We start from the raw sequence: 12840 nt of genomic DNA on the forward strand, positions 1-12840 counted from the left end.
AAGATTTTCTCCACGGGAACTTATCGCAGAATTGAAAGCACGTGGATATACCGGAGAATTGAAATACACCCAAACAATATCATTATAAATGGAAAAGTTACGTCTATTGGTTACAACCAAATGTCCGAACAAATGTCCTATGTGTTGTAACAACTCATGGGATTTTTCAAAATTACCAGTTGTTGAGCACTTTAATTACAAAGAGATCATGATAACTGGTGGAGAACCACTTTTGTTTCCTGAAAAACTGGCAAATTTGGCTGAAAGTATCAAAACCGTTCAAAAATTGGCCTATGGCAATAAAGGAAAATTATTTCTATATACGGCACTGGCTGATATGCTCCCCAATTATATCAGATACTTCGATGGAGTTGTTTACACTCCACATTCTGTTAATGATGTTCATAGTTTATTGGAGGCCAATAATTTTTTGTTGGATTACAAAGATGAACTTATGGAAAGTAAATCTCTTCGGCTCAATCTTTTTTCTGATATTAAAAAGCATATTCCTGACAACACAGACCTTTCGTTATGGAAAGTAAAAGATATGCAATGGATCAAAGATTGCCCGGTTCCAGCTGATGAAGAGTTCAAAAGAGTAGCTGAATTATGGGAGGTGGAATGATGAAAGATGTAATTACCCCCCCATACACAACATCTCTATCCTTATCGCTGGTCTTTAGAAGATGCTGTTTTTACTAAAGATAAGGGAAAGGTATTTTCTTGTTTTGCATGTGGCGGTGGCTCTACTATGGGTTACAAAATAGCAGGTTACGATGTTATTGGCTGTAATGAGATTGATCCACGAATGATGAAATGCTATGAAACAAACCATCATCCCCAGTATAGTTATTTGGAAGATATTCGTGATTTAGTGAAAAGGAATAATCTTCCCGAAGAACTGTACAATTTAGATATATTGGACGGATCACCACCTTGCAGTACATTTAGCATGTCGGGATTACGTGAAGATGCGTGGGGTAAAGAAAAGAAATTCAAGGAAGGTCAAAAGACACAAGTTTTAGACACGCTCTTTTTTGATTTTATTGCACTTGCCAAACGCTTAAAACCTAAAGTCGTTATTGCTGAAAATGTAAAAGGACTTCTTTTAGGGAATGCGATTGATTATGTCAGACGTATATACAAAGGCTTTGAGGAAGCTGGTTATTACTGTCAGCATTTTCTTCTTGATGCTTCTAAAATGGGAGTACCTCAAAAAAGAGAACGTGTATTCTTTATATGTATCAGACATGATTTGGGAGCCCATTTCCTAAAAGTTTCAGACCTCTTCAATGTTGAGCCATACATCGACATGGAATTTAATGAATCGGAAATATATTATGGGGAATATGCGGATTACAAGGGAAAGCCTATTGGCGTAAAAATGAGAAAGTTATTTGAGCAGAGAGTGGCAGGAGATATTGCTTTGGCAGAGGCCTATAAGAAACAAACTGGAAAACGAGGCTTTTTTAATCAACAATATCTATATGAGAACAAAGTAAGCTACACCCTAACAACTCATGCAGACTCAATTATTCCTTTTAAGCAGCCTATATATTTATCACGGTCAGAAGTATGTAATATATCCACATTTCCACAAGATTATCATTTCCTCAACCAATCCCCACATTATATCTGTGGAATGAGTGTACCACCCGTTATGATGGCACAAGTAGCCTCACGAGTATGGAAATATTGGTTATCTAAATTATAAATCAAATGAAATCAGAAGAATTAGCAGCCCAATGGTGTCGGGATCATCCCGATGCAACATTGGAACAAGCATTCATGGCCGGATTAGGCCATAAGATGAATATGAATAAGGATTCTCTTTCTGCAAGGAAAGACAAATTCAGAAGTGAAGTCCTCATGTATAGAGGAAAATATCCTGATGATATGTTGAAGGACTTTTTTGAGTATTGGACTGAATGTGGAGGCCGGAAAATGCGCTTTGAGAAGGAACGTACATTTGAAGTTTCCAAACGTTTAGTCAGATGGTCTAATAATGATTTTAACAAGTATGGGAAACAACTTAATTCAAGTCAACAGCAATCTCCCGGCAACCGAAAAGAAAGCGTTGAAAGACTTGCTGACCTTGCAAGCGGAGTATTACAAGGGATTGCACGTAAGTTCGATTAAAGAAGCTGTTCTCAACACTCCTAACCTACCACTCTCCGTTATAAGAAAAGAAATCACATTGGCTGGCGCAAGAGCCATACTGGTAATTGCGATTAACGAGCTTGTGTCTTTTTTCAATGTTGGAAAAACGATGAATGATGTTCAAGTGGCACTTACCGCTGATCTAATAATAGACAGATTCTATTATCTCAAATTGGAGGAAATCAAATTGTGTTTCCGTAATGCTATGGCTTCCGGTAAGATTTACGATAGACTGGACGGTAATATCATTCTCGGCTGGTTAAATGAATACGATGTACAGCGTGATGAAATTGTTTCTTCTCTTTCAATTAATGAAGCCCATGAACAAAATAATAACAGCACTGGAATGTTCTACGGAGAATATATCAAACATCTAACTGAAAGATCGGAAAATGGAGATGAAGAGGCCAAAGAATTATTGGAATCCCATCAATCATTCATACAAAGGATGAAATCAAATGATAAAGAAGCCGCTTTCAAAAAATGGAAAGAAGAATATTATGGAAGAACTAAGAAACAAACTACTTGACTGGGCAAAACAATTTGAAACACCTGATTTTATAAAAGATGATCCTATATTCTTCCCACATAAGTACAGTGATAAAAAGGACATAGAAATCAGTGCCTTTCTTACTTCATGGATAGCTTTCGGGAATCGCAAACTGATAATGCAGCAAGCAGAAATTTTGGATAATCTAATGGGTAATTCTCCTTATGACTTCATTATGAACAAAGTATGGGAACAATACAAAGAAAATACAAATACCTTCTACCGTATGTTCACCTACCATGACTTCTTCTGCATTTGCCAGCGGTTGTACAACATATATCAGGAATGGGATGATTTGGAAGTATTTTATGAGGGTTACAACAATGTTATCCGTGAAATACAAACAGATTTTGGTGGCGTAAAAGGTATTCCAAAATTGGAGCGTGATTCTCCATGCAAGCGTATTTGTCTGTTTCTACGGTGGGTAGTACGAAAATCGCCGGTGGATTTAGGTATTTGGACTATTATTCATCCAACAGAATTATACATACCATTGGATGCGCATGTTGCAAAAATGGCACATCAGCTTGGGATAACAACACGCAAAACAGAGGACTGGAAAATGGTTCAACAAGTAACCAATTACATGAAAACAATTTTCCCGGATGATCCGTGCCGGGGAGATTTTGCATTATTCGGATATAGTATTAACAATAAATAATTTACATTATGTCAGAACTTAAAATCACACAAGAAAAGGTAACAGCCGCTTTTAGTGAAGCAAACGACTGTCCTAAAGCAATTAGTATTCTAACAGCCCTATTCGGAAAGCAAAAGCCGGATTATACAGATTATCACAATATTAAAACCTACGAAGATGCTTGTGAAGCAATAGGTGTAAAACCCATTGTTCGCCTACTTGTTGAAGATGAAGACGGACACAAAGAAGAAGTGGCTGATATTGCACACCTCGCCTACATCAAACTATGCACTATTGCCCGTGCGTTAAACAACGATCCTGATTTTCCACGATTTACTAAAGATGAATACCGTTATACGCCGTGGTTTTATCTTTATAATCAAAAAGAAATTGATGAAATGGACGAAGAGGATCGTAATCGGCTGGTTCTTTGGGGCGGTGATGCGGCTTCCGGTGCGACTTGCGGCCTCGCTTATGCGACCTCGAATATCGGTTGGTCGAACTCGGATGCGTATATCGGCTCTCGCCTTGCTGTAAAATCAAGTGAAATCGCAATTTACTTTGGAGAACAATTCAAAGAATTGTGGAAAGACTTTCTGATTGGAAAAAAGTAATCACACTGGGGAGGCCGCATCAAAGCGGCCTTTTCCATACCTTTTAAATCTATGACTCCAAAAGATTTTTTCGACAAAGTGGTGGAAATGCGCCGTTGCCAAAAAGAATATTTAAAAAATAAGAGACAGATAGATTTACGAATAAGTAAACAAATTGAGCGTGAAGTAGATGAAGAAATTGAACGTGTTCAAAAAATCCTTCACGACAAACAGAATCCGCAACTCTTTTAGACTATGGTTAATATGAAAATCTTTGACCTGCCATTAAAAGCAAAATGGTATGAAATGATCGAATCCGGAAATAAGAAAGAAGAATACAGAGAGATCAAGAAATACTGGATCGGAAGATTAGCAAAATGTGGAGGTCGCAATTCCTATGAAAAGACTGGTTTCTATTGTAAGAAAGCTATTTGTTTTTCTTGTATTACACGTGGAAACGGCTTTCACCCCAAAGAATACACTCATGTTCGCTTCCGTTTTGGCTACACCAAACGGACAATGCTTTTTGAACTTGAATCTATAACCATCGGAGTTGGTAACACCAATTGGGGAGCACCGGATAACGAATGTGTATTTATACTTAAACTGGGAAAATGTATCAAAAAAAATGAAAGTAAGGACTCAACAGAATTTCAACCGAAAAACTTATGAAACAGTATTCGGTATCAGCATCATGCCTGACGGTGGTAGAAGATATTGCAAATATCCAATAGGCCACCAAGAATACAAAGACTATACCCAAGCATACCAAGCTATGAAAGATGTACAAAAGATATTGGATAATGGAGGCCGATTAGTGTATTCTCCCAAAGGTAGTGCCGGGATTAATAAAAATGAATATGTAAAAATTGAAATGGCATAAAAATGAAAATATTAGTAAGTTTTTCAGGTGGTAAGGATTCACAAGCATGTTTAATCCAAGCCTTCAAACAATATGGGGGGGGGGAATTTAACCGCTGTGTTTTGTGACACCGGTTGGGAACACCCTGACACATATAAACATGTGAATGATGTTTGTCTGCAAATGGGTGTAAGACTTATAACTCTCAAATCAAAATATGATTTTGTGTCTTTGGCAGCTCATAAGAAAAGATTTCCTTCCACGAATGCACGATTTTGTACCAGTGAACTAAAAATGAAGCCAATGATTGATTATGTACTTTCTTTGAAAGAAAGCTGCATTATCATACAAGGTATCAGAGCCGGAGAAAGTACAGCACGTGCGGCAATGGAAGAGGAATGTATGTACTTCAAATCGTATTTTCAACCTAATAAGAAAGGAAGAACTGAAAACTACCGAAGTAAGGATGTCAAAGAATGGTGTTCCCAATATGACGCTTCTGTTCTAAGACCGATCTTCAAATGGAGTGCACAGCAAGTTATAGATTGCATACTGGATGCAGGGCAGAAACCGAATCCATTGTATTATCGTGGATTCTCACGTGTTGGATGTTTCCCGTGTATCATGTGTCGGCACAAAGAAATCGAACTCATAGCCAAAAATGATCCTAAAATGTGCCAACGCCTAATTCAAGCAGAGAAAAGCGTAGGACATTCCTTCTTTCCTCCATTATACATACCTCAAAGATTCTGTAAAAACAAACAATATCCTTATGTAGAGGAAGTTTTGGAGTACGTTAAAGAACATACCCCTGATATGTTCGAGCCGGAAGGTGGATATGCCTGCATGAGTCTGTTTCATGGACTATGCGAGTAAATAAAAATGGAATGAACATTATGATACGAGATCCTTACTATTTGGCGAAAACGGTCTTAGGTTCATACAACTTGTATATCCTCAAAGATCCTTTCGGATCTTGGCATTATTCGTGTGTTGGTACATTCAATACTAAAGATGAAGCTATAGATTATTATCATAAGTTGAAAGAAGAAGAGAAAATGATTTCAAGAATGCACATGAAATTAATAATAACAGAATAGAAAGGATATAAATAATGCCGATAAGCGAAGTATATAACATGGACTGTATGGAATACATGAAGGGGATTCCTGATAAGTTCTTTGATTTAGCGATAGTCGATCCCCAGTATGGCATAGACATAATGCACAAAGGTGGGATGCCGAAGCATTTAGGCTTTAAACAATATAAAAGAAAGGATTGGGATAAGTCCCCCCCCCCGGAAAGAAATATTTTGAGGAACTATTCAGGGTATCGAAGAATCAAATAATTTTTGGTGGTAACTACTTTACTACCTATCTTCCTCCCAAAATGGGTTGGATTGTTTGGGATAAAGGACAACATGGATTAACTATGTCTGACGGTGAATTGGCATGGAGTAGTTTTGACAAGGCTCTTCGGATCATAACTCTAAACCGGTGTACAATTGGAGAACGAGGTGGAAATATCCATCGTTGTCAGAAGCCAGTGAAATTATATGCTGAAATATTAAGAAAAAACGCCAAAGAGGGAGACAAAATTTTTGATAGTCATTTAGGTTCAGGAAGCAGCAGAATAGCTGCTTATGGACTTGGATTCGATTTCTATGCAACTGAAATAGATGAAGAATACTTTGAAGCACAAGAAGAACGTTTTCACCGGGAATGTTTTGGGGAGATAAAAACAGAGAGAGGAAGGTTGGTTCAAACTAATTTATTTGATAAATAGATATGAAACAGACATTAGAAGAAGCCGTAAATGAAATTGGAGGCGTACATCCTGACTGGGATAAAATAACTTGTTTTAGAATAGGATTCAAAGAAGGAGCCAGATGGCAGACAAAACAACCTCCGTGGGTATCAGTGAAAGAACGGTTACCGGATGAAAATGAAGACATCATCATTCTATGTAAACATGGTGCGATTTTTAACGGTACATATAGCAACAATGTATGGTTCTGCATGGATGGTTATATCTATGACACGTACAAAGGTAACCCAATTTACTCTTCAATGAGCAGCATACCTCCGTCATGGGAACCGATAGCATGGATGCCAAAACCTAAATTTGAAGAATAATGAATATTGGAATTTTAGCCGTTGATAGCAATTTCCCCAATTTAGCACTTATGAAGATCAGTGCTTACCACAAAGCAAGAGGCGATCAAGTGGAATGGTATAATCCACTATGTGAATATGATAAAGTATATACAGCTAAAGTTTTCACTTTCACACCCGACTATAACTATTATATCAATACTAACCAAATAGAAAAAGGTGGTACCGGATATGATATTGAAAAAGTTCTTCCAGTTGAGGTTGATCGTATTCAGCCTGATTACTCGATCTACAATATTGACTCCAATTTGTCCTATGGATTTCTGACACGTGGGTGTCCCAATCGGTGTAAATGGTGTGTTGTTCCTAAAAAAGAAGGAAAAATCTCACCTTATATGGATATTGAGGAAATAACAGCCGGACGGAAAAAGCTATCCTTATGGATAATAATATACTGGCCTCAAACTATGGCTTGCAGCAAATAGAGAAGATCATCAAACTGGGTGTCAAAGTGGATTTTAATCAAGGACTGGATGCCCGTTTAATCACGGATGAAATAGCCCGGTTACTTGCAAGAGTAAAATGGATTAAACGTATTCGCTTTGGTTGCGATACACCGGGACAGATTGCAGAAGTTGAACGTGCTTCCGCTTTAATAGACAAGTATGGATATAAAGGGGAATATTTCTTGTATTGCATCCTTATGGACTTTAAAGAATCGTTTGCGCGCGTCAACTACTGGAAATCTAAAAGCCGCCGTTTTCTTCCACATTGTCAACCCTTTCGTGATCTGAACAATCCACACCAAATTATTCCACAGTGGCAGAAAGATATGGCACATTGGGCTGATAGGAAGGAAATATACATGAGTTGCGACTTCAAAGACTTTTCACCAAGAAAAGGATTTTTATGCAAGGAATACTTTAAAATGTTGTAAGATGAAATTAAACAAAAAGACAGAGCGACTTATTAAACGTAGAGCCGCTGAACTTAAAAAATTATATGAAACTCCTAATCCCGAAGTAGATAAAATTATTTCTGAATTGAGAGCAGAAGCAACGAAACGTCCACAGAACATGAGTAAGGAAGAAGAGATTGCTTATATTCTGAAAAAGGCTGATGAAAATTGCGATCATATAGAAATTCGTAAAATCCTAAATGTAAGTAATACATGAATACATCTTTTGAACGATCTGCAAATGCTTCCGATGAATGGTACACACCACGAGAAATCATTGAAGCATTAGGTGAATTTGACCTTGATCCATGTGCTCCCATGCACCCTCTTTGGCCTACTGCAAAAATCATGTACAACAAGCAGGACAATGGTCTTGTACAAAATTGGGGGGGGGCGAATTTGGCTTAACCCTCCGTACTCCAAACCGCTTATATGGCAGTTTGTAGAGAAATTGGCAGAACACGGTAACGGTATAGCACTACTTTTTAACCGGTGTGACAGCAATAAGTTTCAAGACATCATCTTCACGAAAGCAACTGGTATGATGTTTTTGAGAAATCGAATAAAATTCTTCCGTCCCGATGGAACACGTGGGGACAGCCCCGGTTGCGGTAGTGTTCTTATTGCATTTGGCCGGGAAAATGCCGAAATTTTAAGGAACTGCTCTTTACAAGGCAAATATGTTGAACTTAACAATGATAAATGATGAAAGTCTTATATTTACTCATGCTCATTGCCGGTCTTCTGTGGATCGGTGATTTCTCTATCACCTTAAAACCCTTTTCTATATCTTTACCATGCTGGTATAAATCCGTTGGCATACTTCTATTTTGGCTGTCAATGACTATATATGTTTTAGGTGAGCATACCAAAGACTATAAAGAAGGATTTGATACTGGGATTAAACAGTGCATTGAGATACTTGATAGAAATTGCCACTCTAAAGAAATAAATAATGATGAAACAGTACAGAATTAATAAAACGACTACCTTCGTAGAAGATAATCGCAGCGGAAACAGAGAGAAATACCTTCTTCCTGATTACAAAGTGCAAGTTAAATTTGCAGGGATTTGGATAACAGTCAAGTCCTTTCATGATGAAGATGAAGAATACGCAAAGAACTGTGCGAATGAACTTCTTGAAAAACTTAACGAAAAGATTTGATTATGATTGAATTACAAGGAAAATTCGGCAAAGATTGTAAAATATTTGCAAATACAATAGAAAATGAAGCTATTGGAACGATACAAAACATTTTGAACAATCCGGTTACGACTGGTGTTCCGGTTCGTATTATGCCTGATACCCATCAAGGAGTAGATATAGTGATTGGATTCACCATGCCAGTTACAGATCGTGTCAACCCCAATCATATCGGAGTGGATATTGGTTGTGGAATGTTGTGTGTAGAAATTGAAAACGCAATAACAGAAGGTTCTTTCCCGGACATTAATCATGCAATCCGTTCCATCATACCTATGGGATTTGAGATTAACCAACAACCCTTATCCAAACAAGAAAAGGAAGATTTGTTTACCTTCTTATCTATCAGAATGGATCAGTTCTGCTCTAAATACCAACTAACCAAACCAGTTATTAATGAAGAATATGTATCACAACTTTGTAAGAAGGTGGGGATAAATGAAGGCGCATTCTACAACTCTTTAGGTACATTGGGAGGTGGAAACCACTTTATAGAACTGGGGCGTGCCGAGTCAACCAATAATATATTTCTTACAATACATACCGGATCGCGCAACTTTGGTGTGAAGGTCTGTAAATTCCATGCAGAAATAGCAAAATTTGACAAAAAGGCTTTTTCTAATGAAATTCAACGCTTGAAGTCCACTGTTGAGCCACAATTCATGCAAACTGAAATACTACGTTTGAAGGAAAAATTTACCGAATATTCTGGGTATCTCACAAATGAAGCAATGCTCCACTATTTATGTGACATGGTGATCGCACAAGGATATGCCGCATTCAACCGCAAGTTGATTATACAACGTATAATCAGAGCTTTGGGCTGGAACGCTGCAATATCCGTTGAGACAGTCCATAACTATATCAGCTTTGATGATATGATAATCCGTAAAGGGGCTATTGCCGCATACGCCAATGATTACGTTGTGATTCCTATGAATATGGCAGACGGTATTCTTCTTTGTCGTGGTAAGGGAAACAAAGACTGGAACTATTCTGCACCACATGGTGCAGGACGCTTATACTCCCGTTCCGAAGCTAAAGAAAGATTATCAATGGACGCATTCAAAACCCAAATGAGCAAAGTGTATTCCACTTCCGTATGTGAAGGGACATTGGATGAAAGTCCTATGGCATACAAAAATGTTCAGGAAATAAAAGAGCTTATAGAACCTACGGTAGATATTATTGATACAATTGTGCCACTAATCAATATCAAAGCTGTATGATAGAAAAGACAGACTTCCCTTATACTCTTGGCGGCTATGTTGAACAGCAAAATTATAAAGGTTTCGACATAGCCGTTTCCATTCGTAGATACAAAGGAATATCAGCTTATGTCATTTCCTCGGAGAAAAGGCTAATCCGTGAAGAATCTGCCACCTTTGCCGATAAAGAAGACATGTTCCGTTGGGGACGAGAAGCGGTTGACCGGTATTTGGAACAGCAAGAACGTAGAAAAGAAGAGAATGCAGTCAAACGGGCAGGATATTATAAGAAAAAAGCTCGTGAGGCAGCATTAAAAGCATTCAACACTGCTATGTACTTTTCTGATATAAAAAACGAACTCTACGATAAAGCAAAAGGATTTTTTGAGTATGAACTGGATAAGGAACATGCAAAGATCAGATGAAAACACTTGATATTATACAAGGCTTTTGCGATCATGTTTTTCGTGATAAAAAAGGAAACCGCATCTTTCCCAATATTTTTGTCGGGAAATGGGAAGCTGACTTATTGGAAGTTACCCGGTCACGCCTGACTTATGAATATGAAGTAAAAGTAAGCAGATGTGATTTCCATAAGGACAAAAAGAAAAGTGATAAATATGGCAAGAACAAGTTTGATGTTGTCACTTCCGGTCAACGTACCAATTATTTTTATTATATAGTACCGAAAGGTTTGATAAAGCCCGATGAAGTCCCTGATTTCGCCGGGCTTATTTATGCTTATGAAGGATCAGTGCAATGTTATACTCTTGAAAAGGGAAGATATGCGGTAAAGAGAATTTTCTTTGAGGTAGTCAAGCCTGCCCAAAAAGTTTCTGACATGAAAGCGGATGATAATTTCATTTGTAAACTCGACTTATCCATGTACTATCGCTATCACCAAATGAGAAGAGATAATTACAAAAATAAGGAATAATATGGAATTAAGATTAGACCCTGAAATACCGGTCACACGGGTTGTCAACGGACATAATGTTTTCAATAAAGGCTATCACCACGGATTAAGAGGAAAAACCTATGAAGAATACTATGGCAAAGAGAGAGCTGTTGAAATAAGAAAAAGACACAGCGAGGCTTTGAAAGGACATAGATATTGGTCTAATGGAAACGCCCATGCCTTTGCGTGTATCGCAATCACTCCCGAAGGCAAATGGTATAGATTCGATTCAATAACCCAAGCCGCCCAAAAGCTAAATCTGAATTATGCCACAGTTCGCCGGTATATAAAACGAAAAATCAAGCCCCAAAATGGCTGGCAATGGTTTTTGGAGAAAGATAATAACTGGATAAAACATATTGATAATGGGAAAATTAAATGAGATCGCGCAGAAAGCTTATGAATGTGCCGTAAGACGTGGAAAGATTGATCCCGACAATGATAGCAACAACAATCTTCACCGCGATCTGCTTGAAGAAGTTGCCGAAGTCTTTGAGTGTACGGGTGAGAAATCTCCACATATTAAAGAGTATTTAGATGTAGAAGAAGAACTGGCAGATGTAATCATTGTTGCCCTAAGTACACTACATCATTTCAAATGTGACATTGATTCACTCATTGAAGCCAAAATGAATTATAATAAAAACAGAATGGATTGATATAGGAACCGGACAATTAATAAAGTTGATTGTTGAGACGTTTGTCCTTATCTTTGCACTACCATGTGTCTATAAAGATTTCATGAACTTATGGAAAGAAAAATAGGTGATATAAAAGACAAGAAGTTAAAAGCTGAAAATATCACACTGGCAGCAATATATAACATATTGTTCACCAATGACATAGTTTGTTCCTTAATTGTAGAAATGTTAAGTGAATTACGTAATCAAGGCTTTGTCGTTTCCGCGTAAAGCAGCAAGGAAATAAACTGGAACAGTTGATGCTTCAATATGAAAAGAAAATCAATAAAATAGCTGGACACCGGGCTTTTTTCATGGCTGATGCTAACCAGTATATTGCAGATGAAGTACAACCTGATCTGCTTAAAATGGAATACTCCATTAAACTGGAATTTGACAAATGCCGGATTGAAAACAGTGCCTTACTTGCCAAAGTAGAACTTACAAGATGTATGGCAGAGCTTGCTTGTCTATCCCTTGACAAACGGATAGAAGAAGTCCGTCCATACAACAAAGAAGTAACCGGAATAACATATCTCCGGCTCACTGACACACTTAAAGTATTGGACGAACTTTCTGATATTTTATATAAGGGAGGGTATTGTGACCTCAATCAAAGTGATAATTGCAAAAGGGGGATGGCTATCATACAACGAAAACTTACTGATTGTGATATTATCAGCCGCGCAATCAATGAGTCAGACAAGTTAAATCCGGCTGGGGATGATGAATAAAAATGGCAAAATATCGTATAGGAATATCCGAGAATCTATTAGGAGACAAACGCTATCAGTGTCAGATTAAAAGATTTGGCATTTGGTGGAATGATGAAAGTTTCAGCACTAAAGAAAGAATGTTAGATTATGCCCGTAAACTTGAAAAGGCCGGGCATATAGTGTTTAACTATTTATAA

The 12840-nt window shown here is 37.6% G+C and carries 25 protein-coding genes and 2 pseudogenes; all 27 read left to right on the forward strand.

The window, feature by feature from the left end:
* Positions 1–88 precede the first annotated feature (88 nt).
* Positions 89–625: a hypothetical protein gene (locus DW862_RS10345; RefSeq protein WP_119187839.1), complete on the forward strand. Its 537-nt coding sequence runs from the start codon at positions 89–91 to the stop codon at positions 623–625.
* 126 nt (positions 626–751) lie between these two features.
* Positions 752–1714, forward strand: coding sequence for a DNA cytosine methyltransferase (locus DW862_RS10350; RefSeq protein WP_009132281.1), 963 nt, complete (start codon positions 752–754; stop codon positions 1712–1714).
* Between the two features lie 5 nt (positions 1715–1719).
* Positions 1720–2139, forward strand: a complete 420-nt coding sequence (locus DW862_RS10355; RefSeq protein WP_009132280.1) for a hypothetical protein — start codon at positions 1720–1722, stop codon at positions 2137–2139.
* Positions 2021–2689, forward strand: coding sequence for a hypothetical protein (locus tag DW862_RS10360; RefSeq protein WP_005794327.1), 669 nt, complete (start codon positions 2021–2023; stop codon positions 2687–2689). Before DW862_RS10355 ends, DW862_RS10360 begins: the two co-directional genes overlap by 119 nt.
* A complete protein-coding gene (locus tag DW862_RS10365; protein WP_005794329.1) occupies positions 2661–3371 on the forward strand; it encodes a TIGR02757 family protein in 711 nt (236 codons plus the stop codon). The genes DW862_RS10360 and DW862_RS10365 overlap by 29 nt, the downstream gene beginning before the upstream one ends.
* Before the next feature lie 8 nt (positions 3372–3379).
* Positions 3380–3964, forward strand: coding sequence for a hypothetical protein (locus tag DW862_RS10370; RefSeq protein ID WP_120068073.1), 585 nt, complete (start codon positions 3380–3382; stop codon positions 3962–3964).
* Between the two features lie 51 nt (positions 3965–4015).
* Positions 4016–4195 (forward strand): hypothetical protein, encoded by a 180-nt coding sequence (locus DW862_RS10375; protein WP_005794333.1) that lies wholly within the window; start codon positions 4016–4018, stop codon positions 4193–4195.
* Between the two features lie 54 nt (positions 4196–4249).
* Complete coding sequence (locus DW862_RS10380) at positions 4250–4615, forward strand: hypothetical protein (protein ID WP_005794334.1); 366 nt, start codon at positions 4250–4252, stop codon at positions 4613–4615.
* Positions 4572–4826 carry a hypothetical protein gene (locus tag DW862_RS10385; RefSeq protein WP_005794336.1) on the forward strand — a complete coding sequence of 85 codons (255 nt, stop codon included), beginning with the start codon at positions 4572–4574 and terminating at the stop codon, positions 4824–4826. The genes DW862_RS10380 and DW862_RS10385 overlap by 44 nt, the downstream gene beginning before the upstream one ends.
* Before the next feature lie 72 nt (positions 4827–4898).
* Positions 4899–5681 carry a phosphoadenosine phosphosulfate reductase family protein gene (locus DW862_RS10390; RefSeq protein WP_008775809.1) on the forward strand — a complete coding sequence of 261 codons (783 nt, stop codon included), beginning with the start codon at positions 4899–4901 and terminating at the stop codon, positions 5679–5681.
* Between the two features lie 20 nt (positions 5682–5701).
* Positions 5702–5905 (forward strand): hypothetical protein, encoded by a 204-nt coding sequence (locus tag DW862_RS10395; protein ID WP_227212364.1) that lies wholly within the window; start codon positions 5702–5704, stop codon positions 5903–5905.
* A 47-nt stretch (positions 5906–5952) separates the two neighbouring features.
* The gene (locus DW862_RS26320) at positions 5953–6153 is read left to right on the forward strand and encodes a hypothetical protein (protein ID WP_234255994.1); all 201 of its coding nucleotides are present in this window, start codon (positions 5953–5955) and stop codon (positions 6151–6153) included.
* A gap of 41 nt (positions 6154–6194) precedes the next feature.
* Complete coding sequence (locus tag DW862_RS26325; protein WP_007854407.1) at positions 6195–6590, forward strand: DNA methyltransferase; 396 nt, start codon at positions 6195–6197, stop codon at positions 6588–6590.
* Positions 6591–6592: 2 nt separating this feature from the next.
* Positions 6593–6940 carry a DUF551 domain-containing protein gene (locus DW862_RS10405; protein WP_005794341.1) on the forward strand — a complete coding sequence of 116 codons (348 nt, stop codon included), beginning with the start codon at positions 6593–6595 and terminating at the stop codon, positions 6938–6940.
* Positions 6940–7856 (forward strand): annotated as a pseudogene (locus DW862_RS10410) (radical SAM protein). Before DW862_RS10405 ends, DW862_RS10410 begins: the two are co-directional and overlap by 1 nt.
* A 1-nt stretch (position 7857) precedes the next feature.
* Positions 7858–8094: a hypothetical protein gene (locus DW862_RS10415; RefSeq protein ID WP_005794343.1), complete on the forward strand. Its 237-nt coding sequence runs from the start codon at positions 7858–7860 to the stop codon at positions 8092–8094.
* Positions 8091–8583 (forward strand): annotated as a pseudogene (locus DW862_RS10420) (DNA N-6-adenine-methyltransferase). The gene DW862_RS10415 and the pseudogene DW862_RS10420 overlap by 4 nt, the downstream one beginning before the upstream one ends.
* Complete coding sequence (locus tag DW862_RS26740; protein ID WP_005794346.1) at positions 8583–8855, forward strand: hypothetical protein; 273 nt, start codon at positions 8583–8585, stop codon at positions 8853–8855. The pseudogene DW862_RS10420 and the gene DW862_RS26740 overlap by 1 nt, the downstream one beginning before the upstream one ends.
* On the forward strand, positions 8833–9042 hold the full coding sequence (locus tag DW862_RS10430; protein WP_008775815.1) for a hypothetical protein: 210 nt from the start codon (positions 8833–8835) through the stop codon (positions 9040–9042). The genes DW862_RS26740 and DW862_RS10430 overlap by 23 nt, the downstream gene beginning before the upstream one ends.
* Positions 9043–9044: 2 nt before the next feature.
* Entirely contained in the window at positions 9045–10310 is a 1266-nt protein-coding gene (locus DW862_RS10435; RefSeq protein WP_008775816.1) for an RNA-splicing ligase RtcB, read from the forward strand.
* The gene (locus tag DW862_RS10440) at positions 10307–10714 is read left to right on the forward strand and encodes a hypothetical protein (RefSeq protein WP_008775817.1); all 408 of its coding nucleotides are present in this window, start codon (positions 10307–10309) and stop codon (positions 10712–10714) included. Before DW862_RS10435 ends, DW862_RS10440 begins: the two co-directional genes overlap by 4 nt.
* Positions 10711–11226 (forward strand): hypothetical protein, encoded by a 516-nt coding sequence (locus tag DW862_RS10445; RefSeq protein WP_120068076.1) that lies wholly within the window; start codon positions 10711–10713, stop codon positions 11224–11226. The genes DW862_RS10440 and DW862_RS10445 overlap by 4 nt, the downstream gene beginning before the upstream one ends.
* A gap of 1 nt (position 11227) precedes the next feature.
* Positions 11228–11629 (forward strand): hypothetical protein, encoded by a 402-nt coding sequence (locus tag DW862_RS10450; RefSeq protein WP_005794355.1) that lies wholly within the window; start codon positions 11228–11230, stop codon positions 11627–11629.
* On the forward strand, positions 11613–11906 hold the full coding sequence (locus DW862_RS10455; protein WP_004326733.1) for a MazG nucleotide pyrophosphohydrolase domain-containing protein: 294 nt from the start codon (positions 11613–11615) through the stop codon (positions 11904–11906). The genes DW862_RS10450 and DW862_RS10455 overlap by 17 nt, the downstream gene beginning before the upstream one ends.
* A gap of 90 nt (positions 11907–11996) precedes the next feature.
* Positions 11997–12158: a hypothetical protein gene (locus DW862_RS26330; RefSeq protein ID WP_243636472.1), complete on the forward strand. Its 162-nt coding sequence runs from the start codon at positions 11997–11999 to the stop codon at positions 12156–12158.
* 29 nt (positions 12159–12187) lie between these two features.
* Positions 12188–12661, forward strand: coding sequence for a hypothetical protein (locus tag DW862_RS10460; protein ID WP_243636473.1), 474 nt, complete (start codon positions 12188–12190; stop codon positions 12659–12661).
* Between the two features lie 2 nt (positions 12662–12663).
* On the forward strand, positions 12664–12840 hold the full coding sequence (locus tag DW862_RS26170) for a hypothetical protein (protein ID WP_008775820.1): 177 nt from the start codon (positions 12664–12666) through the stop codon (positions 12838–12840).

The sequence above is a fragment of the Bacteroides sp. AM37-9 genome (assembly GCF_003603455.1).
GTDB classification, from domain to species: domain Bacteria; phylum Bacteroidota; class Bacteroidia; order Bacteroidales; family Bacteroidaceae; genus Bacteroides; species Bacteroides xylanisolvens.

Coding starts and splice junctions, on each gene's coding strand:
- DW862_RS10345 (WP_119187839.1), top strand. CDS start 89: ATGGAAAAGTTACGTCTATTGGTTACAACCAAATGTCCGAACAAATGT.
- DW862_RS10350 (WP_009132281.1), top strand. CDS start 752: ATGGGTTACAAAATAGCAGGTTACGATGTTATTGGCTGTAATGAGATT.
- DW862_RS10355 (WP_009132280.1), top strand. CDS start 1,720: ATGAAATCAGAAGAATTAGCAGCCCAATGGTGTCGGGATCATCCCGAT.
- DW862_RS10360 (WP_005794327.1), top strand. CDS start 2,021: ATGGGAAACAACTTAATTCAAGTCAACAGCAATCTCCCGGCAACCGAA.
- DW862_RS10365 (WP_005794329.1), top strand. CDS start 2,661: ATGGAAGAACTAAGAAACAAACTACTTGACTGGGCAAAACAATTTGAA.
- DW862_RS10370 (WP_120068073.1), top strand. CDS start 3,380: ATGTCAGAACTTAAAATCACACAAGAAAAGGTAACAGCCGCTTTTAGT.
- DW862_RS10375 (WP_005794333.1), top strand. CDS start 4,016: ATGACTCCAAAAGATTTTTTCGACAAAGTGGTGGAAATGCGCCGTTGC.
- DW862_RS10380 (WP_005794334.1), top strand. CDS start 4,250: ATGATCGAATCCGGAAATAAGAAAGAAGAATACAGAGAGATCAAGAAA.
- DW862_RS10385 (WP_005794336.1), top strand. CDS start 4,572: ATGAAAGTAAGGACTCAACAGAATTTCAACCGAAAAACTTATGAAACA.
- DW862_RS10390 (WP_008775809.1), top strand. CDS start 4,899: ATGGGGGGGGGGAATTTAACCGCTGTGTTTTGTGACACCGGTTGGGAA.
- DW862_RS10395 (WP_227212364.1), top strand. CDS start 5,702: ATGATACGAGATCCTTACTATTTGGCGAAAACGGTCTTAGGTTCATAC.
- DW862_RS26320 (WP_234255994.1), top strand. CDS start 5,953: ATGGAATACATGAAGGGGATTCCTGATAAGTTCTTTGATTTAGCGATA.
- DW862_RS26325 (WP_007854407.1), top strand. CDS start 6,195: ATGGGTTGGATTGTTTGGGATAAAGGACAACATGGATTAACTATGTCT.
- DW862_RS10405 (WP_005794341.1), top strand. CDS start 6,593: ATGAAACAGACATTAGAAGAAGCCGTAAATGAAATTGGAGGCGTACAT.
- DW862_RS10415 (WP_005794343.1), top strand. CDS start 7,858: ATGAAATTAAACAAAAAGACAGAGCGACTTATTAAACGTAGAGCCGCT.
- DW862_RS26740 (WP_005794346.1), top strand. CDS start 8,583: ATGAAAGTCTTATATTTACTCATGCTCATTGCCGGTCTTCTGTGGATC.
- DW862_RS10430 (WP_008775815.1), top strand. CDS start 8,833: ATGATGAAACAGTACAGAATTAATAAAACGACTACCTTCGTAGAAGAT.
- DW862_RS10435 (WP_008775816.1), top strand. CDS start 9,045: ATGATTGAATTACAAGGAAAATTCGGCAAAGATTGTAAAATATTTGCA.
- DW862_RS10440 (WP_008775817.1), top strand. CDS start 10,307: ATGATAGAAAAGACAGACTTCCCTTATACTCTTGGCGGCTATGTTGAA.
- DW862_RS10445 (WP_120068076.1), top strand. CDS start 10,711: ATGAAAACACTTGATATTATACAAGGCTTTTGCGATCATGTTTTTCGT.
- DW862_RS10450 (WP_005794355.1), top strand. CDS start 11,228: ATGGAATTAAGATTAGACCCTGAAATACCGGTCACACGGGTTGTCAAC.
- DW862_RS10455 (WP_004326733.1), top strand. CDS start 11,613: ATGGGAAAATTAAATGAGATCGCGCAGAAAGCTTATGAATGTGCCGTA.
- DW862_RS26330 (WP_243636472.1), top strand. CDS start 11,997: ATGGAAAGAAAAATAGGTGATATAAAAGACAAGAAGTTAAAAGCTGAA.
- DW862_RS10460 (WP_243636473.1), top strand. CDS start 12,188: ATGCTTCAATATGAAAAGAAAATCAATAAAATAGCTGGACACCGGGCT.
- DW862_RS26170 (WP_008775820.1), top strand. CDS start 12,664: ATGGCAAAATATCGTATAGGAATATCCGAGAATCTATTAGGAGACAAA.